This window comes from Stenotrophomonas sp. PS02289, from assembly GCF_029960115.1.
Taxonomy (GTDB): Bacteria; Pseudomonadota; Gammaproteobacteria; order Xanthomonadales; family Xanthomonadaceae; genus Stenotrophomonas.
The window spans coordinates 1-20,554 of sequence record NZ_JASCOZ010000006.1 but is presented as its reverse complement, the minus strand read 5'-3'; the positions used below and the strand labels follow the sequence as shown (position 1 = coordinate 20,554).

Annotated in this window: 18 protein-coding genes; 9 read left to right on the top strand and 9 right to left on the bottom strand. The window is 67.6% G+C overall.

Annotated features, from left to right (window positions below):
- Positions 1 to 12 precede the first annotated feature (12 nt).
- Genes QMX83_RS01650 through QMX83_RS01635 form a run of 4 tightly spaced genes read left to right on the top strand, consistent with a single transcriptional unit; the run spans position 13 to position 4,922 of the window.
- A complete protein-coding gene (locus tag QMX83_RS01650) occupies positions 13 to 939 on the top strand; it encodes an ROK family protein (protein WP_282294932.1) in 927 nt (308 codons plus the stop codon).
- A 40-nt stretch (positions 940 to 979) separates the two neighbouring features.
- Positions 980 to 2,299: a D-tagatose-bisphosphate aldolase, class II, non-catalytic subunit gene (locus tag QMX83_RS01645; RefSeq protein WP_282294931.1), complete on the top strand. Its 1,320-nt coding sequence runs from the start codon at positions 980 to 982 to the stop codon at positions 2,297 to 2,299.
- 35 nt (positions 2,300 to 2,334) lie between these two features.
- Positions 2,335 to 3,111 (top strand): DeoR family transcriptional regulator, encoded by a 777-nt coding sequence (locus QMX83_RS01640; RefSeq protein WP_125361529.1) that lies wholly within the window; start codon positions 2,335 to 2,337, stop codon positions 3,109 to 3,111.
- Positions 3,108 to 4,922 (top strand): MFS transporter, encoded by a 1,815-nt coding sequence (locus QMX83_RS01635; protein ID WP_282294930.1) that lies wholly within the window; start codon positions 3,108 to 3,110, stop codon positions 4,920 to 4,922. The genes QMX83_RS01640 and QMX83_RS01635 overlap by 4 nt, the downstream gene beginning before the upstream one ends.
- Before the next feature lie 31 nt (positions 4,923 to 4,953).
- Here the strand turns inward: QMX83_RS01635 and QMX83_RS01630 are convergent, their stop codons facing one another.
- The 7 genes from QMX83_RS01630 to QMX83_RS01600 all read right to left on the bottom strand — a co-directional run bounded on the left by QMX83_RS01630 (position 4,954) and on the right by QMX83_RS01600 (position 14,493).
- On the bottom strand, positions 4,954 to 10,449 hold the full coding sequence (locus QMX83_RS01630) for an AAA domain-containing protein (protein WP_282294929.1): 5,496 nt from the start codon (positions 10,447 to 10,449) through the stop codon (positions 4,954 to 4,956).
- On the bottom strand, positions 10,446 to 11,639 hold the full coding sequence (locus QMX83_RS01625; RefSeq protein WP_282294928.1) for a M48 family metalloprotease: 1,194 nt from the start codon (positions 11,637 to 11,639) through the stop codon (positions 10,446 to 10,448). The genes QMX83_RS01630 and QMX83_RS01625 overlap by 4 nt, the downstream gene beginning before the upstream one ends.
- A gap of 94 nt (positions 11,640 to 11,733) precedes the next feature.
- Entirely contained in the window at positions 11,734 to 12,216 is a 483-nt protein-coding gene (locus tag QMX83_RS01620) for a type II toxin-antitoxin system YhaV family toxin (RefSeq protein WP_282294927.1), read from the bottom strand.
- 6 nt (positions 12,217 to 12,222) lie between these two features.
- Positions 12,223 to 12,546 (bottom strand): type II toxin-antitoxin system PrlF family antitoxin, encoded by a 324-nt coding sequence (locus tag QMX83_RS01615; protein WP_282294926.1) that lies wholly within the window; start codon positions 12,544 to 12,546, stop codon positions 12,223 to 12,225.
- 46 nt (positions 12,547 to 12,592) lie between these two features.
- On the bottom strand, positions 12,593 to 12,949 hold the full coding sequence (locus QMX83_RS01610; protein WP_282294925.1) for a hypothetical protein: 357 nt from the start codon (positions 12,947 to 12,949) through the stop codon (positions 12,593 to 12,595).
- Between the two features lie 257 nt (positions 12,950 to 13,206).
- Positions 13,207 to 13,905, bottom strand: a complete 699-nt coding sequence (locus QMX83_RS01605) for a ComF family protein (RefSeq protein ID WP_282294924.1) — start codon at positions 13,903 to 13,905, stop codon at positions 13,207 to 13,209.
- A gap of 90 nt (positions 13,906 to 13,995) precedes the next feature.
- Entirely contained in the window at positions 13,996 to 14,493 is a 498-nt protein-coding gene (locus tag QMX83_RS01600) for a hypothetical protein (protein WP_282294923.1), read from the bottom strand.
- Between the two features lie 169 nt (positions 14,494 to 14,662).
- Here QMX83_RS01600 and bioB point away from each other — a divergent pair, with 169 nt between their 5' ends.
- The 5 genes from bioB to bioC all read left to right on the top strand — a co-directional run bounded on the left by bioB (position 14,663) and on the right by bioC (position 19,538).
- Positions 14,663 to 15,712: a biotin synthase BioB gene (gene bioB, locus QMX83_RS01595; protein WP_282294922.1), complete on the top strand. Its 1,050-nt coding sequence runs from the start codon at positions 14,663 to 14,665 to the stop codon at positions 15,710 to 15,712.
- Between the two features lie 78 nt (positions 15,713 to 15,790).
- Positions 15,791 to 17,002, top strand: coding sequence for an 8-amino-7-oxononanoate synthase (bioF, locus tag QMX83_RS01590; RefSeq protein WP_282294921.1), 1,212 nt, complete (start codon positions 15,791 to 15,793; stop codon positions 17,000 to 17,002).
- Positions 17,003 to 17,018: 16 nt separating this feature from the next.
- On the top strand, positions 17,019 to 17,801 hold the full coding sequence (gene bioH / locus QMX83_RS01585; protein ID WP_282294920.1) for a pimeloyl-ACP methyl ester esterase BioH: 783 nt from the start codon (positions 17,019 to 17,021) through the stop codon (positions 17,799 to 17,801).
- A gap of 6 nt (positions 17,802 to 17,807) precedes the next feature.
- Positions 17,808 to 18,590, top strand: coding sequence for an SDR family oxidoreductase (locus QMX83_RS01580; RefSeq protein ID WP_282294919.1), 783 nt, complete (start codon positions 17,808 to 17,810; stop codon positions 18,588 to 18,590).
- Positions 18,591 to 18,653: 63 nt separating this feature from the next.
- A complete protein-coding gene (gene bioC / locus QMX83_RS01575) occupies positions 18,654 to 19,538 on the top strand; it encodes a malonyl-ACP O-methyltransferase BioC (RefSeq protein ID WP_282294918.1) in 885 nt (294 codons plus the stop codon).
- 19 nt (positions 19,539 to 19,557) lie between these two features.
- On the opposite strand, the gene QMX83_RS01570 is transcribed toward bioC, so the two are convergent.
- Together QMX83_RS01570 and QMX83_RS01565 are read right to left on the bottom strand one after the other, a co-directional pair.
- Entirely contained in the window at positions 19,558 to 20,175 is a 618-nt protein-coding gene (locus QMX83_RS01570; RefSeq protein ID WP_282294917.1) for a YdcF family protein, read from the bottom strand.
- Positions 20,160 to 20,554, bottom strand: a 395-nt coding sequence (locus QMX83_RS01565; RefSeq protein WP_282294916.1) for a pyridoxal-phosphate dependent enzyme, incomplete at its 5' end; no start/stop codon positions are given. The genes QMX83_RS01565 and QMX83_RS01570, both read right to left, overlap by 16 nt.

Sequence of the window (20,554 nt, the reverse complement as noted above, 5' to 3'; positions counted from 1 at the left end):
CGCAACCGACGCATGCAGACCTGGTACGGCATCGACATCGGCGGCACCAAGATTGAACTGGCCGCATGCGACGCGCGCGGCGCGGTCATCCACCGCCAGCGCGTGGCCACGCCGTGCCACGACTACGCGGCGTTTCTCGACAGCGTGGCCGCTCTGGTGGACCAGGCGGACGAAACGCTGGGCAATACCTGCAAGGCCGTTGGCGTCGCCCTGCCCGGGGTCCGCGATGCCGACAGCGGCCGCCAGCTCAGCGCCAACGTGCCGGCGTTGACCGGGCGCACCGTGGGCGCGGATCTGCAGACGCGTCTGCAGCGGCCGTTGGCCCTGGGCAATGACCTGCAGTGCTTTGCGCTTTCCGAGGCACAGGGCGGTGCCGCCGATGGTTATCCGAGCATGTTCGGGGTGATTCTCGGCACCGGGGCCGGCGGTGGTTACTGCAAGGACGGTCGACTGGTGGCCGGCAACAACGGCATGGCCGGCGAATGGGGGCACTGGAGTCTGCCCGCCACCCTGCAGCTGCGCCATGACCTGCCCCTGCTGGACTGCGGCTGCGGCCTGCGTGGCTGCCTGGAGCGCTATGTGTCCGGCAGCGGACTGGCGCTGATCCATGCCCGCCAGGGCGGTGACGCGCTCGACGCGCAGCAGGTGGTGGAACGCGCCAACGGCGGCGATGCCGTCGCCCAGCGCGCGTTGGCCATTCACCGCGACCTGCTGGGTTACTGCTTTGCCAGTCTGATCCTCGCCTTGGACCCGCACGTGATCGTCCTCGGCGGCGGCTTGTCCAAGCTGGAGCCGCTGTATCGCGATCTGCCCGCTGCCATTGCCCCCTATCTGTTTGCCGGGGTGCGGGTGCCGCCGATCCTGCCGCCGGTGTTCGGCGACGCGGGCGGCGCGCGGGGTGCCGCGCTGTTGGCCTGCCAGCAGCATCCCGCAGGTTGAACCGCCCCCCTTCTCATTCCACGACAACCGGAGCCTTGCCATGTCCGCCGTACGCGCCTTGATCGCCGCCCATCGCCAGGGCCAGCCGGTGGGGCTGTACAGCGTGTGCTGCAGCAACGAACAGGTATTGCGGGCCGCCATGCAGGTGGCGAAGCACTACGGCACCCTGCTGCTGATCGAGGCGACCTCCAACCAGGTGGATCAGTTCGGCGGCTATACCGGCATGACCCCGGTGCAGTACCGCGACTACGTGCATGCGCTGGCCGACGAACAGGGTTTTCCGCGCGATCGACTGGTGCTGGGCGGCGACCATCTCGGTCCGAATGCCTGGCAGAAGGGTCCGGCCGACGTGGCCATGGCCAACGCGCGCGAGCTCATCGCCGCCTATGTGGCGGCCGGCTTCCACAAGATTCACCTGGACTGCAGCATGTCCTGCGCCGATGACCCGACGCCCTTGCCCGATGCAACGGTTGCGTTGCGCTCGGCCGAACTGGCGCGCGTGGCCGAGCGCACCGCCGCAGAACAGGGGCTGCCGCCGCCGGTGTATGTCATCGGCACGGAAGTGCCGGTGCCGGGCGGTGAATCCTCGCTGGAAGGCGGGTTGGCCGTCACCACGCCGGAGGCGGCGGCCACCACGCTGGCCATCCATCGCGACGCCTTCGCCACGCCCGACCTGTTGCCGGCCTGGGACCGTGTGCTGGCCATGGTGGTGCAACCCGGCGTGGATTTCGACCACAGCAGCGTGCACTACTACGACCCGGAGGCAGCGCAGGCGCTCTCGGCGTTCGTCGCGTCACAGCCACGCATCGTGTTCGAAGCCCACTCCACCGACTATCAGACCGAGGCGGGGCTGCACGCCCTGGTGCGCGACCACTTCGCCATTCTCAAAGTCGGTCCGGCCGCCACGTACGCCTTCCGCGAAGCCGTGTTCGCCTTGGCGATGATCGAGAACGAGTTGCTGCCGGCAGCGCAGTGCTCCCAGCTGATCGCGGTGCTGGACCGCGTCATGTGCGAGAAGCCGGGCTACTGGCGCAGCTACTACACCGGCACCGAGGCGGAACAGCAGCGCCTGCGCCGCTACTCACTCAGCGACCGCAGCCGCTATTACTGGGGTGAACCGGACGTGCAGGCCGCGCTGGCCACGCTGGTTGACAACCTTACCCGCCAGCGACCGCCGCTGATGCTGCTGAGCCAGTTCCTGCCGGAGCAGCGCGCCGCGGTACAGGCCGGCACCCTCAGCGACGCGCCCCTCGCGTTGATCCAGCACAAGGTCGCGCTGCGCCTGGCCGAGTATGCCCGCGCCTGCGGTGCGCAAGGTCCATTCGAAACCTTATCGGCAGCGGGGCTTTCGGAAGAGTAAGCTTCGGCTTTCCTTCTGAAAGGGAGTTCACGGTCATGCGCAACACTCGGCAACGTCGCCAACAGATCATGCAGATGCTGGTCGAGCACGGCAGCGTGCAGGTCAGCGAGCTGGTGGAGCGTTTCGGCGTGTCGGCTGTGACCATCCGCACCGACCTGACCCACGTCGAGGCGCAGGGTCTGGCCACGCGTACCCATGGCGGTGCCACCCTGATGCGCACGCCGCCCATGGAGCAGGACATCCATGAAAAGGACACGCTCAACCTGCCGCTGAAGGACAGCATCGGCGCGCATGCCGCGCAGCAGGTGCGCCCCGGCGACAACATCATCATCGACTCCGGCTCCACCACCATGACCCTGGCCCGGCACTTACGCGCGCACCGCGACGTGACGGTGATGACCAACGGGCTGAACATCGCCTGGGAGCTGGCCAATGCGCCCGGCGTGGAACTGATGCTCACCGGCGGCCTGCTGCGCAAGCAGTCGCTGTCGCTGCAGGGCAGCCAGGCCGAAGCCAGTCTCAACAGCTACAGTTTCGACACCCTGTTCCTGGGCGTGGATGGTCTGGACCTGCAGTTTGGCCTGACCACCCACCATGAAGCCGAAGCCAGCCTCAACCACCGCATGGTGGAGCGGGCGCGGCGCGTGGTGGTGCTGACCGATGCGTCCAAGTTTGGACGGGTCAGCCTGCATCGCATCGCCCGGCTGGAGCAGGTCCATACCATCATCACCGACGCCAGCATTGACGCCGAGTATCTGGAAGGGCTGCAACGGCTGGGCATCGAAGTGATCATTGCCGAGACCCCTGCATGACATCTGCCGCCGCCTCGCACGCCACCCTCAACACCCACGCAGAAGGCCCCCGATGGCCGGTGCGCTACCTGTTGTTCATTGGCGGCATGGGCGGACTGCTGTACGGCATCGACATCGGCATCATCGCCGGCGCGCTGCCCTATCTGGAGGCGACGGCGACCGCCAGCTGGCACCTCACCAGCCAGCAGCTGGGCTTCGTGGTCGCGGCGGTGCTGCTGGGCAGCGTGCTCTCCTCGCTGTTTGCCGGTGCCATCGCCGACCTGGTCGGGCGGCGCAACACCCTGGTCCTGGCCGGTGCCTTGTTCACCCTGAGCATCCCGGTGATGGCGCTCTCGGAAGGCTACGGCGCGCTGCTGCTGGGCCGACTGCTGCAGGGCATCAGCGGCGGCCTGATCGGCGTGGTCGTGCCGCTGTACCTGGCCGAAGTGCTCAGCCCGGAGCGGCGCGGACGCGGTGCGGGACTGTTCCAGCTGCTGCTCACCATCGGCCTGGTGCTGGCGGCAGTGATCGGTCTGTACCAGGCGCATGCGGTCGATGCCGCCGCAGAGAGCGTGCGCCATCTGCCCGCGGCCGAGCAGCAGCGGCTGCTGTTCGAGGTCAAAGACCACGCGTGGCGCACCATCTTCTGGAGCTGCCTGCTGCCCGGGCTGGTGTTTACCTTCGGCGCGCTGTTCATCAGTGAATCCCCGCGCTGGCTGGCCCGTCGTGGCCAGCTCGACAAGGCCCGTGCCGCGCTTCAGCGCACGGTGGCGGCCAGCGAGGTGGAACCGACCCTGCAGAGCATGCAGGCACCGGAACAGACCCAGGCACTGGCGCGCGGATCACGCGTGCGCGACCCGCTGCTGAGCCGCCGCTATGTGTGGCCGTTCGTGCTGGCGTGCCTGGTGCTGGCATTCACCCAGGCGACCGGCATCAATTCCGTGCTGGCGTATGCGGTGAACATCCTCAACCAGGCCGGCCTGCCCGGCGCGGCGGCGAACGGGGCCGACGTGGCCATCAAACTGCTCAACGCCCTCATGACCGTGGTCGCGCTGGTGCTGGTGGACCGCAAGGGCCGCAAATTCCTGCTCATGCTCGGCACCGGTGGCATTACCGTGGCGCTGCTGTGCGCGGCACTGCTGTTCGTGCGTGGCGAGCAGGGTCGCGTGGATGTTCGGCCGATCCTGCAGCAGCAGGTCAGCGGCGAAGCGCTCGACCTGACCCTGGATGCGGCGCAATGGGCACAGCTGGACCGCCATGCCGACGCCCGGCCGCAGCAGCTGACCGTGTCCTATGCCTACGGCGATTTCAACAACGTGCGTTCGCTGCGCAGCGACAGCCCCACCGATGCGGCGCTGCAGATCCGCCGCGAGGATGCGGTGTCTGCCGACAGCGTGATCGGCCGCTTCTTCCGCAGCCTGCACCTGAATCCCTTCCCGGACCCGGCGCAGGCCGCGGACGCCCCCCTGGTGATCGAACGCGCCAGCGTGGGTCCGGTGCCGTCGCCCACCCACGGCTGGCTGGTCGCCGGCTGCATCCTGCTGTTCGTGGCGTTCTTCGCGGTCGGCCCGGGCGTGTGTGTTTGGCTCGCGCTGTCGGAGCTGATGCCCACGCGCATCCGTTCCAATGGCATGAGCATCGCGTTGCTCATCAACCAGTTCGTGTCCACCGTGATCGCGGCGATGTTCCTGCCCACGGTCGGCCATTACGGCTACGCCAGCATGTTCTTCTTCTGGGCCGGCTGCACGCTGCTGTATTTCCTGGTCGCGGCGTTCTGGCTACCGGAAACCAAAGGCAGGACCCTGGAAGAGATCGAAGCCCGGTTCCGGTAGCGCCGGGCTCAGCCCGGCTCCTCCTCGTGCATCAAGACGCCTCGATGTAGCCCTTGCGCAGCTTCTCGGCCACCAGCTTGTCCATCTCGCGGCGCGCGCGCTCGACACTGTCGAACGCCTTGAGATTGGACTGGCCCGTGGTGCCGATGCGCCCGAAGCTCACCGTCAGTTCCATGCCGTTGAGCGCAGCGGTCCAGAACTTGCGTGAGGCCCCCTGCTCGAAGCTCAACCGCACCACGGTTTCGTCGGGCAGCGGCTCGGACGCCGGCGCCACCGGGGCGGTGCTTTCCTCCACCGGCAAGACCACCGGTGGCAGCCTCACCTCGTCTGCACCGTCGTCCGGCTCCTCATGCCCCTGCAGCGCCTGGTCGATGCGTGCAAGCACCGCGTCCTGATCGCGCAGCCAGTCCCGGCCGGGCACATCGATCACCCGCCAGCCGAAGCCACGCAGGATGCCGGGGCGGAACACATAGCGTTCGCGGGTATCCAGCACGGTGTCGTCCGGTCGGTCGAGCAGGATGGCGAGCTGGTAGTCGCCGCTGTCCGGATCCACCACCGCCAGGTCGCAGCGGAACTGCGAGCGGCCCACATGCTCGTGCACGATGTGACCGCGCTGGCGCAGCACCTGGGCGATCTCCTGACGGATGCTGTCGGTGCTGGCGGTGCGTGCGAACACATCGCGCGCACCCGCATTGAGCGTGGACAGCACGGTCTGCGCCCGCTCCATGTCGCCGCGGGCACTGGCCTGGGCGAACTGCAGGAACGCGCGCAACGCCGCGGCACCGTCATTGTGGGTGTTGGTGATGGCGTCGGCCTGGATAGTGGAGACCACCGCCATGCGGTGACGGGCGCGGCTGAAGATCACGTTGAGGCGCTTCTCGCCGCCGCGCTGGTTGATCGGGCCGAAGTTCATCAGCATCTTGCCGTCCGGCCCCGGCGCGTAGCAGATGCTGAGGATGATGACGTCGCGCTCATCGCCCTGCACGTTCTCGAGGTTCTTGATGAACAACCCGTTGAACTGGTCCTCGTCCTCGCGGATGTACTCGCGCTCCAGCCGCGTGGCGAAGTCGGCATCTTCGGCCGCCAGCGCTTCCAGCGCCGTCTCGATCTCGTCCTGCTGCGCCTCGGAGAAGGCGACGATGCCGATGCTCAGGCCGGTCTCGCGGCGCAGCATCTCGCGCACCATCTGCGCGATGTAACGTGCCTCCGGCTGGTTGCGTCGGCTCACATACACGCCGTCTTCCAGTCGATGGAAACTCACCGCGCGCGACAGCAGGGTCTCCGCGCCACGCTGACCTGCATCTTCGTCGGCCGAGGAGAACAGCGGCACTTCATCTTCGTCCGGCTCGATCCTTCGATCCGGAATCGTCACCAGCCGACCGTCGTAGAACGCCGCGTTGGAGAAGCTGATCAGCGACTCATGCCGGCTGCGGTAGTGCCAGGCCAGCAGGGTGGCGGGCAGGTTTCGCGCCGCCTGGTTGAGCAGGCTGTCGGAGTCCATGTTGATGGCGATCTTTTCCCCATCTTCTTCCACGACGACTTCTTCTTCGCCCTCGCCGCTGGCCGAGAAGAAGCTGGTGGGCGGCAGCTGCATTTCATCGCCGACCACCACGATCTGACGGGCGCGGCTCAAGGCCGGCACCGCTTCCTCGGTGGGAATCTGGCTGGCCTCATCGAAGATGACCACGTCGAACAAGTCCGGTGACAGCGGCAGCGTGTCGGACACCGACAATGGACTCATCAGCCAGATCGGCTTGAGATCGTTGATCACCAGGCCGGTTTCATCGTCGGACAGGTCGCGGATCGAGCGATGGCGCATGCTCTTGCCGAACTCATGCTCCAGTTCGCGACGACCGGTGCTGTACTGCTTCTTGAACTCTTTTCCGGCGGCATCCAGCTGGCTGGTGGACAGCGAGGCCTGGCGGACGTTGGCCGCGAACAGGCGGTGCAGGGTGGCCTGCACCACCTGGGCATTCAACCCCAGCAGCGATTGCTGGTGCCGGGCAATGCGACGCGCGGCGGCGGCCAGCTGCACACCGTCGAAGCGCGCCAGCTGCGGTGCTTCGCGTTCGATCCGGCGCAGCGCCTCGTCGGCGATGGCCGACTCCATGCTTTCCCAGGGCCCCGGCAGCGTCCGCAGCGCGGTGCGCACGGCCGGCTCGGCCGCCTGCACCGCGCGTAGCAGGGGCAACAGGTCGGGCAGATCGTCCAGCACCTCGCGCAGGTCGCGCAGCAGCTCGGCCACCTGGTCCAGGCTGAGTGCATCCGACAGCTCGATGTTGGCGGTGATGCGCTGGGCCAGCTTGGCCAGCGGTTCGGCAGCCAGCGCCTCGGCGCGGGCCGCGGTCACCGGATCCACCGCCTGGCGCAGGTGCGCGACCAGCGCGCGCAGGTCGGCCGAGCTGGCCAGGCGCTGCTTGCATTGCGCCAGCGCCTCGAGGAACGCGCGCATGCTGGAGACACCGTAGCGGCTGCGGCTGGCCGCATCGGCCGCGTCCAGCGCCGAGGCGGCGGCGTGCTCGGCGGCCAGCGCCTGCAGCACACGGACGTAGCCCGGGTGCACAGCGTGCCGTCCAAAGTCATAGCGACGGCGCAGCTCGCCGCGCAGTTTCCACCATGCCGGCTGCAGCCAGCGCAGCGCGAATGGCTCCAGGCGCTGCATCAGTTCGATGGCGGCCCGGGTGTCACCGGGTTCCAGCTTGTCGCGCCAGTAGCCGGTGTCCTGGCGGGCGACTGCCAGTGCCTGCTCGGCCTGGGCCAGCGAGGACTGGATGCCCAGCAGCTCAAGCGACTGGCTGGAGCTGTCCTCCACCAGCGACAGATGTGCAGCCAGTCCCTGGTCAAGCAGCCACTGCGCCTCCACTGCCAGCGACTGCGCCTGCTGTGCGGTCATGGCGGGCGTGATCAGGCGCGCCGTGTCCTCGAACACCGGATCCAGCTGCGCCAGCAGCGCCTCGCCGTCCTCGACCCACTGGCCCGCACGCGCATAGGCGCGCTCGTCATTGACCACATCGGCCGACAGTCGGCCGAACGGATGCGCTGCCAGGCTGAGCAGACCGAAGCGGTCGTGCAGTTCGCGCTGCACGCGCTGGGCGAGTTCGCGATGGTGATCCCATGACGCCAGGCTCGGCAGCCGCTCGCGCTGCGCCGCGTCTAGCGCGGCGGCCGTCGGCAGGCCGGCCATGCGGCGGACGAGTTGGCGCACGCTGGTACCCAGCGGCTCGGGTACCGACGCCATCGCCTGTTCAAAGGCATCCACCTGAAGCTGGTGGCGCTCCAGCGCCTCCAGTGTCCCATCGCGCAGCTGCCCCAGGCGCTCGCTTTCGTGGGGTTGGGCGATCCACCGCTCGTAGCCCTCGCGCAGGTCGGCGATGAACGCCTTCTTGTCCGCCTGCGAGTCGTGGATGAGGCAGCACAGTGGCTCCAGGCCGGCCTGCTTGAGACGGTGGAACACCACGTCGAGCGCGGCCCGCTTCTCGCACACGAACAGCACACGCTTGCCGCGCCCTGCGTAGTCGGCGATCAGGTTGGTGATGGTCTGCGACTTGCCGGTGCCTGGCGGCCCCTGGATGATGAAACTACGCAGGCTGCGCGCCATTCCCACTGCAGCGTTCTGGGTGGCATCAGACGCCACCACGTTCCACTGTTCGCGCACCGGCACCGGCTCGGGGGCCTGCAGGTCAACCGCGCGTGGGTCGATCGAGAACACGTGATCGAACGCTGGATTTTCCCCTGGTGCGTCCAGCAGCTGGTTGTAATCGCGGACCAGCGACATCTTGCGGTAGTTGAAGTTGGCCAGGCTGACCTGGGTCAGGTCCAGGTCCCAGGCATAGCGATGGCCGTCCGACTCCTGCAGTTCATAACCGACGCGCTCCTGTTCGGCGGCTTCGGCGACCATCCAGGCATGACGGGGGCCGGCCACCGGTGCCGCGCCAGCTTCAAACTGCTGCGGCAGCGCGGACGGTCGCACCCAGCGCTCGAACAGGGCGCGTCCCAGCGGGCGATAATCGTCGCGGTCATAGCTGTAATCGGGCAACCCGTGTCCCGCACGGGTGCTACGGGAGGACGTGCGTCGCCGCTGATACTGCTGCAGGCGCTGCAGTGCCTTCTGCCGCACCACTTTGATCTGCGCCTTTTCCACCAGCCGCAGTTCCACCGACGGCTCGCTGCGGTGGATCTGCGCCAGCAGGTCGGCATGGATCTGCGCGATGGAGGTCTTCTGCAGATCCACCGTTTCCGGCAGCTGGATGTCGTACAGCTGCCGCAGCTGATGGCGCAGCACCGGGTTGAACTCGGCTTCACCCTCTTCGGCCTGCATGACGTACTGGTCACGCACGCCCTTGCGCTTGGTCAGTGCGACCGGCAGCCACAGCAGGGGCGTGGTGATGCGCTCTTCCGGGGTTTCCTTGAGGTTGTGCCAGCGCAGGAACGCGACCACCAGGCGCAGGTTGCTGAAGCCGTACTCGGCGCGGTCGCGCCGCGCTTCCTGGATCAGTTTGTCCAGCGCCACCGGCAGGTAGGGTTGGTCCTCGAAACGCAGCCAACGCTGCAGGTCCACCGCACGACCCGCGGACACATCGGCGGCGAACGGGCCGCCCCAGGTGCAGATGTGCTCGGCGCGGATGCTTTCCAGATTCAGCATCAACGGCACGCTGGAAACGGTCAGGTTGACGCTGCTGGCAGTCGGTTTGAAATACAGCAGGCGGTTGCGCCGGGACAGATCGAACAGCCGGTCGCGCAGATGCGACAGCACCGCTGCACGGCGCGGATTGGCACCCCGCGCACCGGCCAGCACGCGCTCCACATCCAGCACGTCCGGCTGGTCGCGCCAGGTGCGCAAACGCTGGGCCAGTCCGGCGACATCTGTTGCACGGTCGTGGCGGTTGAGCGCGGTCATCTCCACGATGACGGCGGCGACAATGGGGTTGAGCCGGTCAACCACGGTGAACAGGTTGCGCCGGTGCGCGGCGAAGCGCTTCAGGTCGTCCAGGTCATCGAAGTCCAGCCCACCGGCCAACGCTGCCAGCAGCAGGCCGAGGCGGAAGATGTCGGCAATTTCGTCGTGATGGCCCAGCGCCAGCTCCCAGCTGGCGTAGCCGGGCAGGAACACCGGCCGCTCGATCGGGGCCTCGAGGTTCTCCTGGACCTCCAGATTGCTGAGTTCTTCCCATCCCTTCGGATCGTGGGACCGACGCAGCTCACCGACGATGTTCAAGGTGGAAGCCGGCAGGGGCTGTACCCGGTGCACCGCGCCGATGTTCAGCTGCGGCGGCTGCCCCTCTGGCTGGCGCAGGTGCAGACCGCCATCGGAACCGAGCATGACGGCGGCAGGGGCCAGCGCCGCCACGCGCCCCTGCGCATGCAGGTGTGCGACCTGCTCGAACAGCGGCAACACCAGCACCAGCACATCGTCGGTCGGCAGCGCCGCGCCGCCCTGCGCGTCGATCAGCGCGGCCAGCGTGGTCGTCGGGGTATCGATCGGCGTGTCGATCGGGGTTGGCACGGTTGCGTCGGTTGTCTCGTTCATGCGGCCACCACCGTGTCGGCCTTCTTCTTCAGTTTGTCGAGTTCGCGTTTGCCCATGCGGGCGTCGCGTTTCAGGTTGGTCTGCAGCGCCTCTACGCTGTCCAGCTCGCGTGCCACCAGGTAGCTGCGCAGCAGGGCGGCGTCCTGGGTGTCGGCGTCCACCAGCGACAGGTCGAGCATCAATGCATTCAGATAGTCCAGCACGCTGGCATCCACCTGGGCCTCGCGGAACGTAGCGGGCGTCACCACGGGCTCGTCGTCGCGCCAGTCGGGAAACAGATGGCGCGCCTGGTTCAACAAGGGCTCGGCGCGCACGCTGTCGTCGGCCAGGAAGTAAGCGAGAAAGCCGCGCGTCATCGCGGTCAGGCGCAGCTGGTCCGGCAGATCGAGTGCGTTGAGGACCAACGGGCCACACAGCTTGTCAGCCACCCATTCGTCAAGCTCCGGCTCAGCCTTCCACCACAGGTCCAGCGCGCGGGCGCGCACCACGTTTTCGGGATGGGTGCCGGCCGCGCTGCGCTTGCGGCGTCCGGAGTCGATCTCCGCCGCCTGGCGCAGGTACGCCGCCGGATCAGGATTGGCGATACCGGTATCCACCTTCACCAGGGTCGATACCGCCGCCGCCACCGATTGCGCGGCCAGCGCACCGGCGCGGTCGGCAAACAGTTCGGTATGCAGCGAGTAGCGACGGAGCGTTTCCGCATGGCTGGCGCTGGCGTGGCGCGCGGCCAGCGCATCGCAGAGGATGCGGTCGGCAACGTGGTAGTCGCCACCGTCGCGCAGCCACAGCAGGTAATGCGCGACCTCGTGGCCGAACAGCGCCAGCCGCTCATCCTCGCCCAGCCGCTCCAGAATCTGCCCCTGCAGGACCACGTGGATTTCGCCCGGCACGAACACCAGTGACGCGTTCATCTGCTGGCTGCCGGCCTGATACAGCGTCGCCGGTGCCTCCACGCCCAGGCGCTGCATGGCCAGGCGCAGGCTCGCGTACACGTCAGGGTGGGCGTCCGGCTCCAGTCGATAGGTGTCGCGCAACAGCTCGCTGCGGACCTGCTGCTGGTAGTCGTCCTGGGTCTTCTGGGCACTGGCCCAGGCCCAGACCTCCGGCTCATGCGCTTTCAGGTACGCCACCAGCGCGCGATGGTAGGAGAGCGGTTCAATCGTGAGGTGTTCGGCGGATCCCTGGCTCACCGGCGCGTCCTTTCTGTTGGCCCTGCAGCCAGTTTACGGATTTGCCCGGCGTCGCGCGCGGCCGATCCGCAGCGCAGACGCGCATGGCGCGTCTCTACGTCTTCTGGGACAGCGTCATCAGTCTTTTCAGTTCTGTGTCGTCCACGACGGCGGCCTTCAGCGCGTTCCAGTCGTCTGGCGGTCTACCGTTGGCCAACATTCGTTGGAAGGTGGCGTACGCATCTGTTTTCGACCCGTATGCGCGCAGCGTCTTCTCGTCGTTGACCCAGGCAAGGATGATGACCTTTTCCCGATCATTGAATCGGAAGAACAGCCGATACTGCTGGAAGAACTTCGCACGGAACCAGTGTTGGTGGTTCGTACCGAGCGTTGCACCCTGTCGATATCTGGGATCGGCCGGATGGGATGGAATCTGGTCAAACGCCAGCGCGGTTACCGCAGACAGCCGCTTGAATGCGTTGGTCCTGCGGAAGTCATCTGGCCTGCGCCGCGCAGCATCTGCAACGGCCTCTATCAGGCCGGTGAGCTGCTCTGCAAAGCAAGCGTGCGCGTAGACGGTCCATCCATGGATAACCATTCCGGGTTACTCATCATCGGGATCCAGCGGCGCATCGAGGTCGATGTCCACACCCGCTACCAGCTTCTGGAGCTGGGCAACCAGATCAGCATCAACGGGGGAGACGTTGCGGCCGGATTTCATGTCCTCCTCGAGCAAGCCCAGAAATGAGGCCACGACGGGATCGTCATTGCGCTGGCCGCCTTTGGTAATGCGCACCTGTCCATCCGCCAGCACTTCGTAGTGGATGGCATCACGCTTGCGCAAGCCAAGCGCGCGGCGCACGGGCTCCGGGACCGTCGTCTGATAGCGGTCGGTCAAGGTGGAGTCGGCTTGAAGAATGGCGGTCATTGGACGATCCGGCGCGATTCGGCAGCTGAATGGTAATGCATATGCATTACCTTGGCAAGCCAGCGTGCTCGCCGATCAACGCATCCAGCAGATCAGGCACGGGTGTGAGCTGGGCGTGGTCCACCTGCAACGGGGCTGCTGTCCATGACAGGGGCACCAGCGCCTGCGCGTGTTCGAACGAGCGGCAGGTCGCGCACCACTCCCAGAGGCTCCCTCGCCCCTGGTAGGCAATACCGTTCAACTGAAGGGGATCGACGCGTCCCAGGTAGAAGTAGCGGCGCAGCGTAGGTGCCTTGCAGACGGGACACGGGGCGTGAACCCTGTATCCGGTTGGCGTTTCGGCGAATGCCTTCTTCCAGGAGCACACCGCCTCAAGCGGCACGCCTTGCCATTCAGTGTTCATAGGCCGCGCAGCGTGTCGTTGTAGGTACCACAGGTACACCGCATGACCCATGCCGAAGAAGACCGGGCCTCGACTTCAATAACGTCGTTGCACTTCTCGCAGCGCACGTTCACGACGCGCCCGTGCTTGAAGAATTCACCGAGTGCGCTTTGATGGGTATCCAAGCACGGCTTCTTTGAATCGCTAGCGTTCACGTGTCGCTCCTGCGGCCTGGGTGCGCGTATCAACGCCAGAGTGAACCATGGGACAGAGTTCGTTCAAGGCGTTCTGGCACACACCCATAGCGTAGCGCGGCGCAGGCCGTAGCCCTGCAGTGCGTGCACCGCTGCCTGCAGGGTCGCGCCGGTGGTCATGACGTCATCGACCAGGGTGAGGGCCCTCGGGGGTGCGAAGCGCACCGCGAATGCATCGCGCATGTTCTGCTGGCGAGCTTCGGCGTCGAGGCCGGACTGCGCAGCGGTTTCCCGCTGCCGCGCCAGCCCCTGCCACAGCGGCAGGCACATCTCCCGGGCCAGCGGCCGGGTCAACTCCAGCGCCTGGTCGTAGCCACGCTCGCGCAGCCGCCTGCGGTGCAAGGGCATGGGCAGCAGGGGTTCGGTGAGGAAGGGCGGCACCCGCTGCAGCATCAGCTGGGACAGCAGGCGACCGGCGGCCAGGTCCTGGCGGAACTTGAAACGCTGGATCAAGCGGTCGACCGGTGCGGTGTAGACGAAGGTGGCCGCTGCCGCAGTCTGGAGGGGAGCATCGCTCAAGCACGCGCCGCAACTCACTGCGGGTTCTCCGTCAGGCAACGGCAACGCACACACCGGGCAGGCGTGGTCGTTCCAAGGCAGGGCCGCGTGGCAGGCGCGACAGAGGTCCAGCCCGTCCGCGCCGGGCTCGAAACACACCAGGCAGCGCAGCGGCAAGGCCTGCAGGGCGAGCCAGGAAAGGGCATGGGTAAGCACATGAAACACAACGGAGTACCGGGCAACGGCGCGATACCCAGCGTGCTTGCACCTACCCCACGCCACCATCAGGCGACGCCGGTGCTGCGCGTCATCCGATTACGGATGCTGGCCGGTAATTTCCGCGTACATCTGCTGGGCGTCCTCGAGGTCTTCCAGGCCGTTCACCTGCAGTGCCTTGCCGAAAGGACCACGGATGGTCGCCACGGTCAGCACCCGGTCGCCCACGGTGAAGGCGATGCGTTTGCCGACGCGCGCCTCGGTGGCCGCGAGCATGCGTGCGCCTGCTTCTTCCGTCAGCTGCACGTTCAACACCGGCGTCCCGGTGTAAGCATCCGTATCCAGCGCCACGCTGCGCACATCGGCGGTGACCAGGAAGGGCGGCTCCTGCAGGGAGAGCGGTTGTCCTGCCGCGTCGGTCAGACGGGTGGATGCCGGGAGGTTCTGCTCGTCCACCTCCCGCATCAGCAGCCTGGCCTGCGGCAATGGCGCAGCGCCACGGCCTGCCTCACCTGCCAGCGTCGATGCAGGCGGGGTCGTACAGGCGGTGAGACCGCCGGCAGCAAGAAAGGCCGCCGCCAGGAGGGTTCGAAGCATTCGCGCGTCCATGTTCAACAAATCCGCCAGTGAGTCCGTCACTGCTGACTTTATCCAACAACGGGTCGTGGCATCACCCCACTGTAAACTTATTGACACCAATTCCAGTTGACAGTCTGGGATCCACTCCCCACACTGCCGCCCTTCGACTCCAGCCGGCAGGCCACGCATGTCCACCGCCCTCCGCCATGACTGGCAGCCGCAGGAACTGCTGCAGCTGTTCGACCTGCCCTTCCCGGAGCTGCTGTTCCGCGCCGCGGCGGTGCATCGCGAGCACTTCGACCCGGCCCAGGTGCAGGTGTCCACCCTGCTGTCGGTGAAGACCGGCGGCTGCCCGGAAGACTGCGCGTACTGCCCGCAGGCGCAGCGCTACGACACCGGCGTGACGGCGCAGAAGCTGATGGCCACTGAGGAAGTGGTCGCCCGTGCGCGCCAGGCCAAGGCGGCGGGTGCCTCGCGGTTCTGCATGGGCGCGGCATGGCGTTCGCCGAAGGATCGTGACATTCCCAAGGTCGCTGCGATGATCCGCGAGGTGAAAGCGCTGGGCCTGGAGACCTGCGCCACGCTGGGCATGCTCGACCGCCCGCAGGCCGATGCGCTGCGCGCGGCCGGGCTGGACTACTACAACCACAATCTGGACACCGCGCCGGACTACTACGACTCCATCATCCACACCCGCCAGTACCAGGACCGACTGGACACGCTGGAGCATGTGCGCGATGCCGGCCTGAAGACCTGCTGCGGCGGCATCGTCGGCATGGGCGAAACCCGCGCGCATCGCGCCGGTCTGCTGCTGGCGCTGGCCAACCTGCCCAGCCACCCTGATTCGGTGCCGATCAACCGGCTGGTGCAGGTCGCCGGCACGCCGCTGCACGGCAGTGCCGAGCTGGACCCGTTCGAGTTCGTGCGCATGATCGCGGTGGCCCGCATCGTGATGCCGCGCTCGATGGTGCGGCTGTCGGCCGGGCGCGAAGCGATGAGCGACGAGTTGCAGGCGCTGTGTTTCCTCGCCGGTGCCAATTCGATCTTCTACGGCGAAAAACTGCTCACCACCGGCAACCCCGACACGGCCCGCGACCAGGCCCTGTTCGAACGCCTCGGCCTGCAGCCGATGCCGTTGCAGGTGGACGCGCCCGGACATGACCACCCCGGCACCGTGCATGCCGACATCACCGCGCCGAGCGCCAGCTGCGGCGGCCGCTGCGGACAGGCGGCCTGACCCTCCGACCGGGGGTGCGGCGCCCGGCCCGCCAACCGGGTACGCTAGCTGCCCTCCCCGATCCTGCCCGTGACGACCATGGCCCGCCCTGACCTCCAGGAACGACTTCAGTCCCAGCGCAAGCTTCGCCAGGCGCAGGGCCGCATCCGTGTGCGCCGCACCGTGACCCGCCGCGACGGCGTGCGCCTGGAAGTGGACGGGCAGTGGCTGACCGGCTTCTGCAGCAATGACTACCTGGGCCTGTCCCAGCAGTTCGGCGTGGTCAGCGCGTTGCAGGACGCCGCCGCACGTGACGGTGCCGGGGCGACCGCCTCGCACCTGATCTGTGGTCACCATGCGCTGCACGAAGCGCTGGAACAGGAAATGGCCGATTGGCTGGGCTATCCGCGCGCACTGCTGTTCGGCAGCGGCTTCGCCGCCAATCTTGCAGTGCAGCAGGCATTGCTCAGCGAGGAAGACGACGTCTGTGTGCAGGACCGGTTGAACCACGCCAGCCTGCTCGACGCCACCCGTCTGGCCGGTTGCCGGCTGCGCCGTTATCCGCACCTGGACAGCGAAGGTGCGCTGCGCCAGCTCAAGCATGCGCCGGAAGGCGCGGCCATGCTGGTCACCGACGGCGTGTTCAGCATGGACGGCGACATCGCCCCGCTGCGCTCGCTGTCGCTGGTGGCACGCATGCAGGAAGCGCTGCTGTATGTCGACGACGCGCACGGCATCGGCGTGGTGGGCGAGCATGGCCGCGGCTGTGTGGCCGACGCGGGCCTGGGTGTGACCGATGTGCCGCTGCAGCTGGCCACGCTGGGCAAGGCCTTAGGCAGCAGTGGTGCCGTGGTGCTGGGTGATGAGGCACTGATCCAGCACCTGGCCGAGACCGCGCGTCCGTACATCTACACCACCGCGATTTCCCCCGCGCAGGCGGCCGCGTCGCTGGCCGCGGTGAAGCTGGCCCGGCGCGACGACTGGCGGCGCGAGAAGCTCACCGAGCTGGTCGGCGTGTTCCGCGCCGGCGCGCGCCAGCACGGGCTGGAACTGATGCCCTCTGATACCCCGATCCAGCCGCTGCTGTGCGGCTCGGAAGCCACCGTGGTCGCGTTGTCGGCCGCGCTGGAAGCCTCCGGCTTCCTGGTCAGTGCTATCCGTCCGCCGACCGTGCCGGAAGGCAAGGCCCGACTGCGCGTCACCTTGTCGGCCCTGCACACTCCGGCGCAGGTACGGGCGCTGACCGACGCCATTGCCGAGGCCCGCGAAAAGGTATTGCGGCAGCAGTCGCTGGACGCGCTGAGCGCGTGATGCTGGCCGGCTGAGCATGCATATCGAGGTCACGGGACGCGGTCCGGCGCTGGTACTGATTCACGGCTGGGCCCTGCATGGCGGCGTGTTCGCGCCGCTGGTGGAACGCCTGAAGGACCACGTCGAACTGCACCTGGTCGACCTGCCCGGCCATGGCCACAGCCGCGAAGACCCCACCGCGCTGCGCCTGCCGCAGGTGGTCAATGCCATTGCCGCAGCCACGCCGCCCGCGGTCTGGTGTGGCTGGTCGCTGGGCGGGCTGTTCGCGCTGCATGGGGCCGCCGTGGTGCCCAAGGTGCGGGGGCTGGTGATGATCGCGGCCACGCCGCGTTTCGTGCGTGGCGAGGCGTGGCCGCACGCGGTCGAGCCGGCCGTGTTCACCCAGTTCGGCCAGGACCTGGCGCAGGATTACCGGGGCACCCTGGAACGCTTCCTGGCGCTGGATGCGATGGGTTCCGAGCATGCCCGGCAGGAGCTGCGCACCTTGCGCGCAGCGCTGGTCGCGCGCGGCGAGCCCGCGCCCCGCGCGTTGCAGGAAGGGCTGGCCCTGCTGGAGAACACCGACCTGCGCGGTGCGCTGCCGGCGCTCGCAAAACCCAGTCTGTGGCTGGCCGGCCAGCGCGACCGGCTGGTCAGCGCGCGCGGCATGCAGGCCGCCGCTGAGCTGTCGCCTGGTGCTCAGGCCCAGGTCATTGCACACGGCGGGCACGCACCGTTCCTGGGGCAGGCCGATATCGTGGCCGCTGAGCTGCGACAATTCGTTGTTGAGAGCAGTCGACGCGTCGACTCTACCGGGTAGGACATCATGGATCTTGGAATTGCCGGCCGCTGGGCCCTGGTCTGTGCCGCCAGCAAAGGGCTGGGGCTGGGCTGCGCGCGCGCTCTGGTGCGCGAAGGCGTGAATGTGGTCATTGCCGCACGCGGCGAAGAAGCACTCAACCGTGCCGCCGAAGAACTGAGGGCGCTGCCGGGGGCCGGCGAGGTCCGCACCGTGGTCGCGGACGTCACCACCGAGGCCGGCCGCGTCGCGGCGCTGGCGGCCTGCCGGCAGGTGGACATCCTGGTCACCAACGCCGGTGGCCCGCCGGCCGGCGACTTCCGCCAGTTCGAGCGCGAGGACTGGATCGCCGCGCTGGACGCCAACATGCTCGCGCCGATCGCGCTGATCCGCGCCACCGTGGACGGCATGATCGAACGCGGTTTCGGGCGCATCATCAACATCACCTCGTCGTCGGTGAAGGCTCCGATCGACATCCTGGGGCTGTCCAACGGCGCGCGTTCGGGGCTGACCGGCTTCGTGGCGGGGCTGGCGCGGCGTACGGTGGCGCACAACGTCACCATCAACAATCTGCTGCCGGGCCAGTTCGATACGGATCGACTGCGTGGCAACTTCGCCTACGTGGCGCAGCAGCAGGGCGTGGACGCGGGGCAGATCGCCGAGCGCAAGCGCACCCTGATTCCCGCCGGCCGCTTCGGCAATGCCGATGAGTTCGGTGCCGCCTGCGCGTTCCTGTGCAGCGCGCAGGCGGGGTACATCACCGGACAGAACCTGCTGATCGATGGCGGGGCGTATCCGGGTACGTTCTAGTGGTTTTTCCGCACGACCTACGGTCGTGCGCTACCGTTTGGTTGCACCGTCAGTGAGCTCTGTATGACCGCCAGCTTCGATCCGAACCACGTCCGCCGCGCGTTCTCGCGGGCTGCCCACAGCTATGACGCGGCCGCCGCGCTGCAGCGTGAAGTGGAGAAGCGCCTGCTGGAATCGCTGGATTATCTGGATAGCCGGCAGCCACAGGTGGTGCTGGACGTAGGCAGTGGCACCGGCCACGCCAGCGCGGCAATGAAGAAGCGCTGGCCGAAGGCACAGGTGATTGCGCTGGACCTGGCCCCGCCGATGCTGGCCGAGGCCAAAAAGCAGGCCGGCTGGTGGAAGCCGTTCTCGCGCGTGTGTGCCGATGCACAGGCACTGCCGCTGGCCGACCAGAGCGTGGATGTGATCTTCAGCAATCTGTGCCTGCAGTGGGTGGAAGACCTGCCGGCGGTGTTCGCGGGTTTCCGACGGGTGCTGAAGCCCGGCGGGCTGCTGGTGTGTTCGACCTTTGGCCCGGAAACGCTGATCGAGCTGCGCGATGCGTTCGCTGTGGCAGACAGCACGCCGCACGTGAGTCGCTTCGCACCGATCGCGCAGTTTGGCGATGCGTTGATGATGTCCGGTTTCCGCAATCCGGTGCTGGACCGCGATCTGTTTACCTTGACCTATGCGGACATGGATGCACTGATGCGCGAGCTGCGTGCCATCGGTGCCACCAACGCGCGCCAGGACCGTCGACATACGCTGACCGGACGCGGTCGCTTCGCCGCCGCGCGTGCTGCCTATGAGCCGCTGCGTCGTGAAGACGGCAAGCTGCCGAGCAGCTGGGAAGTGATCTATGCAACCGCATGGGCACCCGAGCACGGCGCGCCGATCCGCGAGCGCGGTCATGACGTGGCGAGCGTGCCGGTGTCGGCGATTCCGATCCGCCGCCGGACGGAATGATGACGCGCATGGCGTGTCATTACGCGCCGGTGGTCACCAGATCCCGGTGGAAGAAGTAGATTTCCTGCGCGAGAAACTTCCAGCTGGTGTGGAAGCTGCGGAAACGCGTGCTGGGCGTCGAGGACGCCAGCGCGTCGATCCCCAGCTCATGCGCCAGCCGCAGCGCGCGGGCCATGTGCAGCGGGTCGCTGACGATGATCACGCGGTGCAGCTGGCGCTGCTCCATCAGCCGGCGGGCTTCAACCAGATTCTGCCGGGTGGTGCGTGAGGCGGTTTCGATCAGGATGGCCTCGTCGGGCACGCCCTGCTTGATCGCATAACGACGGGCGACCTGCGATTCGGAGAAGCGCGCGGCGGTGCCGCCGTAGCCACCGGTGAAGATCAGCAGCGGTGCATAGCCCTGCCGATACAGGTCCAGGCCATGGCGGATGCGCTCTTCGAACACCGGCGAAGGCTTGGCGTCGTACGCGGCGGCCCCCAGCACGATGATGGCGTCGGCCTTGGCGGCCTGGTCGCGCTCGCCTACCCACACGATCCACGCGGTCACGCACAGCAGCCACGCCAACACCGCCACCAGCAGCCGCCACAGCCAGCCCCACAGGCCGACCCGGGCACGCCGCCTCATGCCTGCCCCCACGGCAGCGCATCCAGATCCACATTGCCGCCGGACAGCACCACCCCCACCCGTTGCCCGGCAAAGCGCGCCGGCTCGGCCAGAATGGCGGCCAGGGCAATCGCCGATGACGGCTCGACCACCTGCTTGAGCACCTGCCAGAGCAGGCGCATGGCCTGCACGGTGGCGGCATCGTCCACGCTGATCACCTCGGCAGCGCCGTGCAGCAGGGCGAAGTTCGGTGCACCCAGGGTGCCGCGCAGACCGTCGCAGATCGTGTCCGGGGTGAAATCCAGCTGCAGCGACCCGGCGGCCAGTGACCGCGCGGTGTCGGCGGCCCCCGCCGGCTCGGCCAGCACCAGGCGCGCGTCCGGCGCGGCCGCCTGCAGCGCCAGCCGGGTGC

Excerpts from the sequence above, each read along its gene's own strand:
- QMX83_RS01650 (WP_282294932.1), top strand. The coding sequence starts at position 13 with ATGCAGACCTGGTACGGCATCGACATCGGCGGCACCAAGATTGAACTG.
- QMX83_RS01645 (WP_282294931.1), top strand. The coding sequence starts at position 980 with ATGTCCGCCGTACGCGCCTTGATCGCCGCCCATCGCCAGGGCCAGCCG.
- QMX83_RS01640 (WP_125361529.1), top strand. The coding sequence starts at position 2,335 with ATGCGCAACACTCGGCAACGTCGCCAACAGATCATGCAGATGCTGGTC.
- QMX83_RS01635 (WP_282294930.1), top strand. The coding sequence starts at position 3,108 with ATGACATCTGCCGCCGCCTCGCACGCCACCCTCAACACCCACGCAGAA.
- QMX83_RS01630 (WP_282294929.1), bottom strand. The coding sequence starts at position 10,449 with ATGAACGAGACAACCGACGCAACCGTGCCAACCCCGATCGACACGCCG.
- QMX83_RS01620 (WP_282294927.1), bottom strand. The coding sequence starts at position 12,216 with ATGGTTATCCATGGATGGACCGTCTACGCGCACGCTTGCTTTGCAGAG.
- QMX83_RS01615 (WP_282294926.1), bottom strand. The coding sequence starts at position 12,546 with ATGACCGCCATTCTTCAAGCCGACTCCACCTTGACCGACCGCTATCAG.
- QMX83_RS01610 (WP_282294925.1), bottom strand. The coding sequence starts at position 12,949 with ATGAACACTGAATGGCAAGGCGTGCCGCTTGAGGCGGTGTGCTCCTGG.
- QMX83_RS01600 (WP_282294923.1), bottom strand. The coding sequence starts at position 14,493 with ATGCTTCGAACCCTCCTGGCGGCGGCCTTTCTTGCTGCCGGCGGTCTC.
- bioB (WP_282294922.1), top strand. The coding sequence starts at position 14,663 with ATGTCCACCGCCCTCCGCCATGACTGGCAGCCGCAGGAACTGCTGCAG.
- bioF (WP_282294921.1), top strand. The coding sequence starts at position 15,791 with ATGGCCCGCCCTGACCTCCAGGAACGACTTCAGTCCCAGCGCAAGCTT.
- bioH (WP_282294920.1), top strand. The coding sequence starts at position 17,019 with ATGCATATCGAGGTCACGGGACGCGGTCCGGCGCTGGTACTGATTCAC.
- QMX83_RS01580 (WP_282294919.1), top strand. The coding sequence starts at position 17,808 with ATGGATCTTGGAATTGCCGGCCGCTGGGCCCTGGTCTGTGCCGCCAGC.
- bioC (WP_282294918.1), top strand. The coding sequence starts at position 18,654 with ATGACCGCCAGCTTCGATCCGAACCACGTCCGCCGCGCGTTCTCGCGG.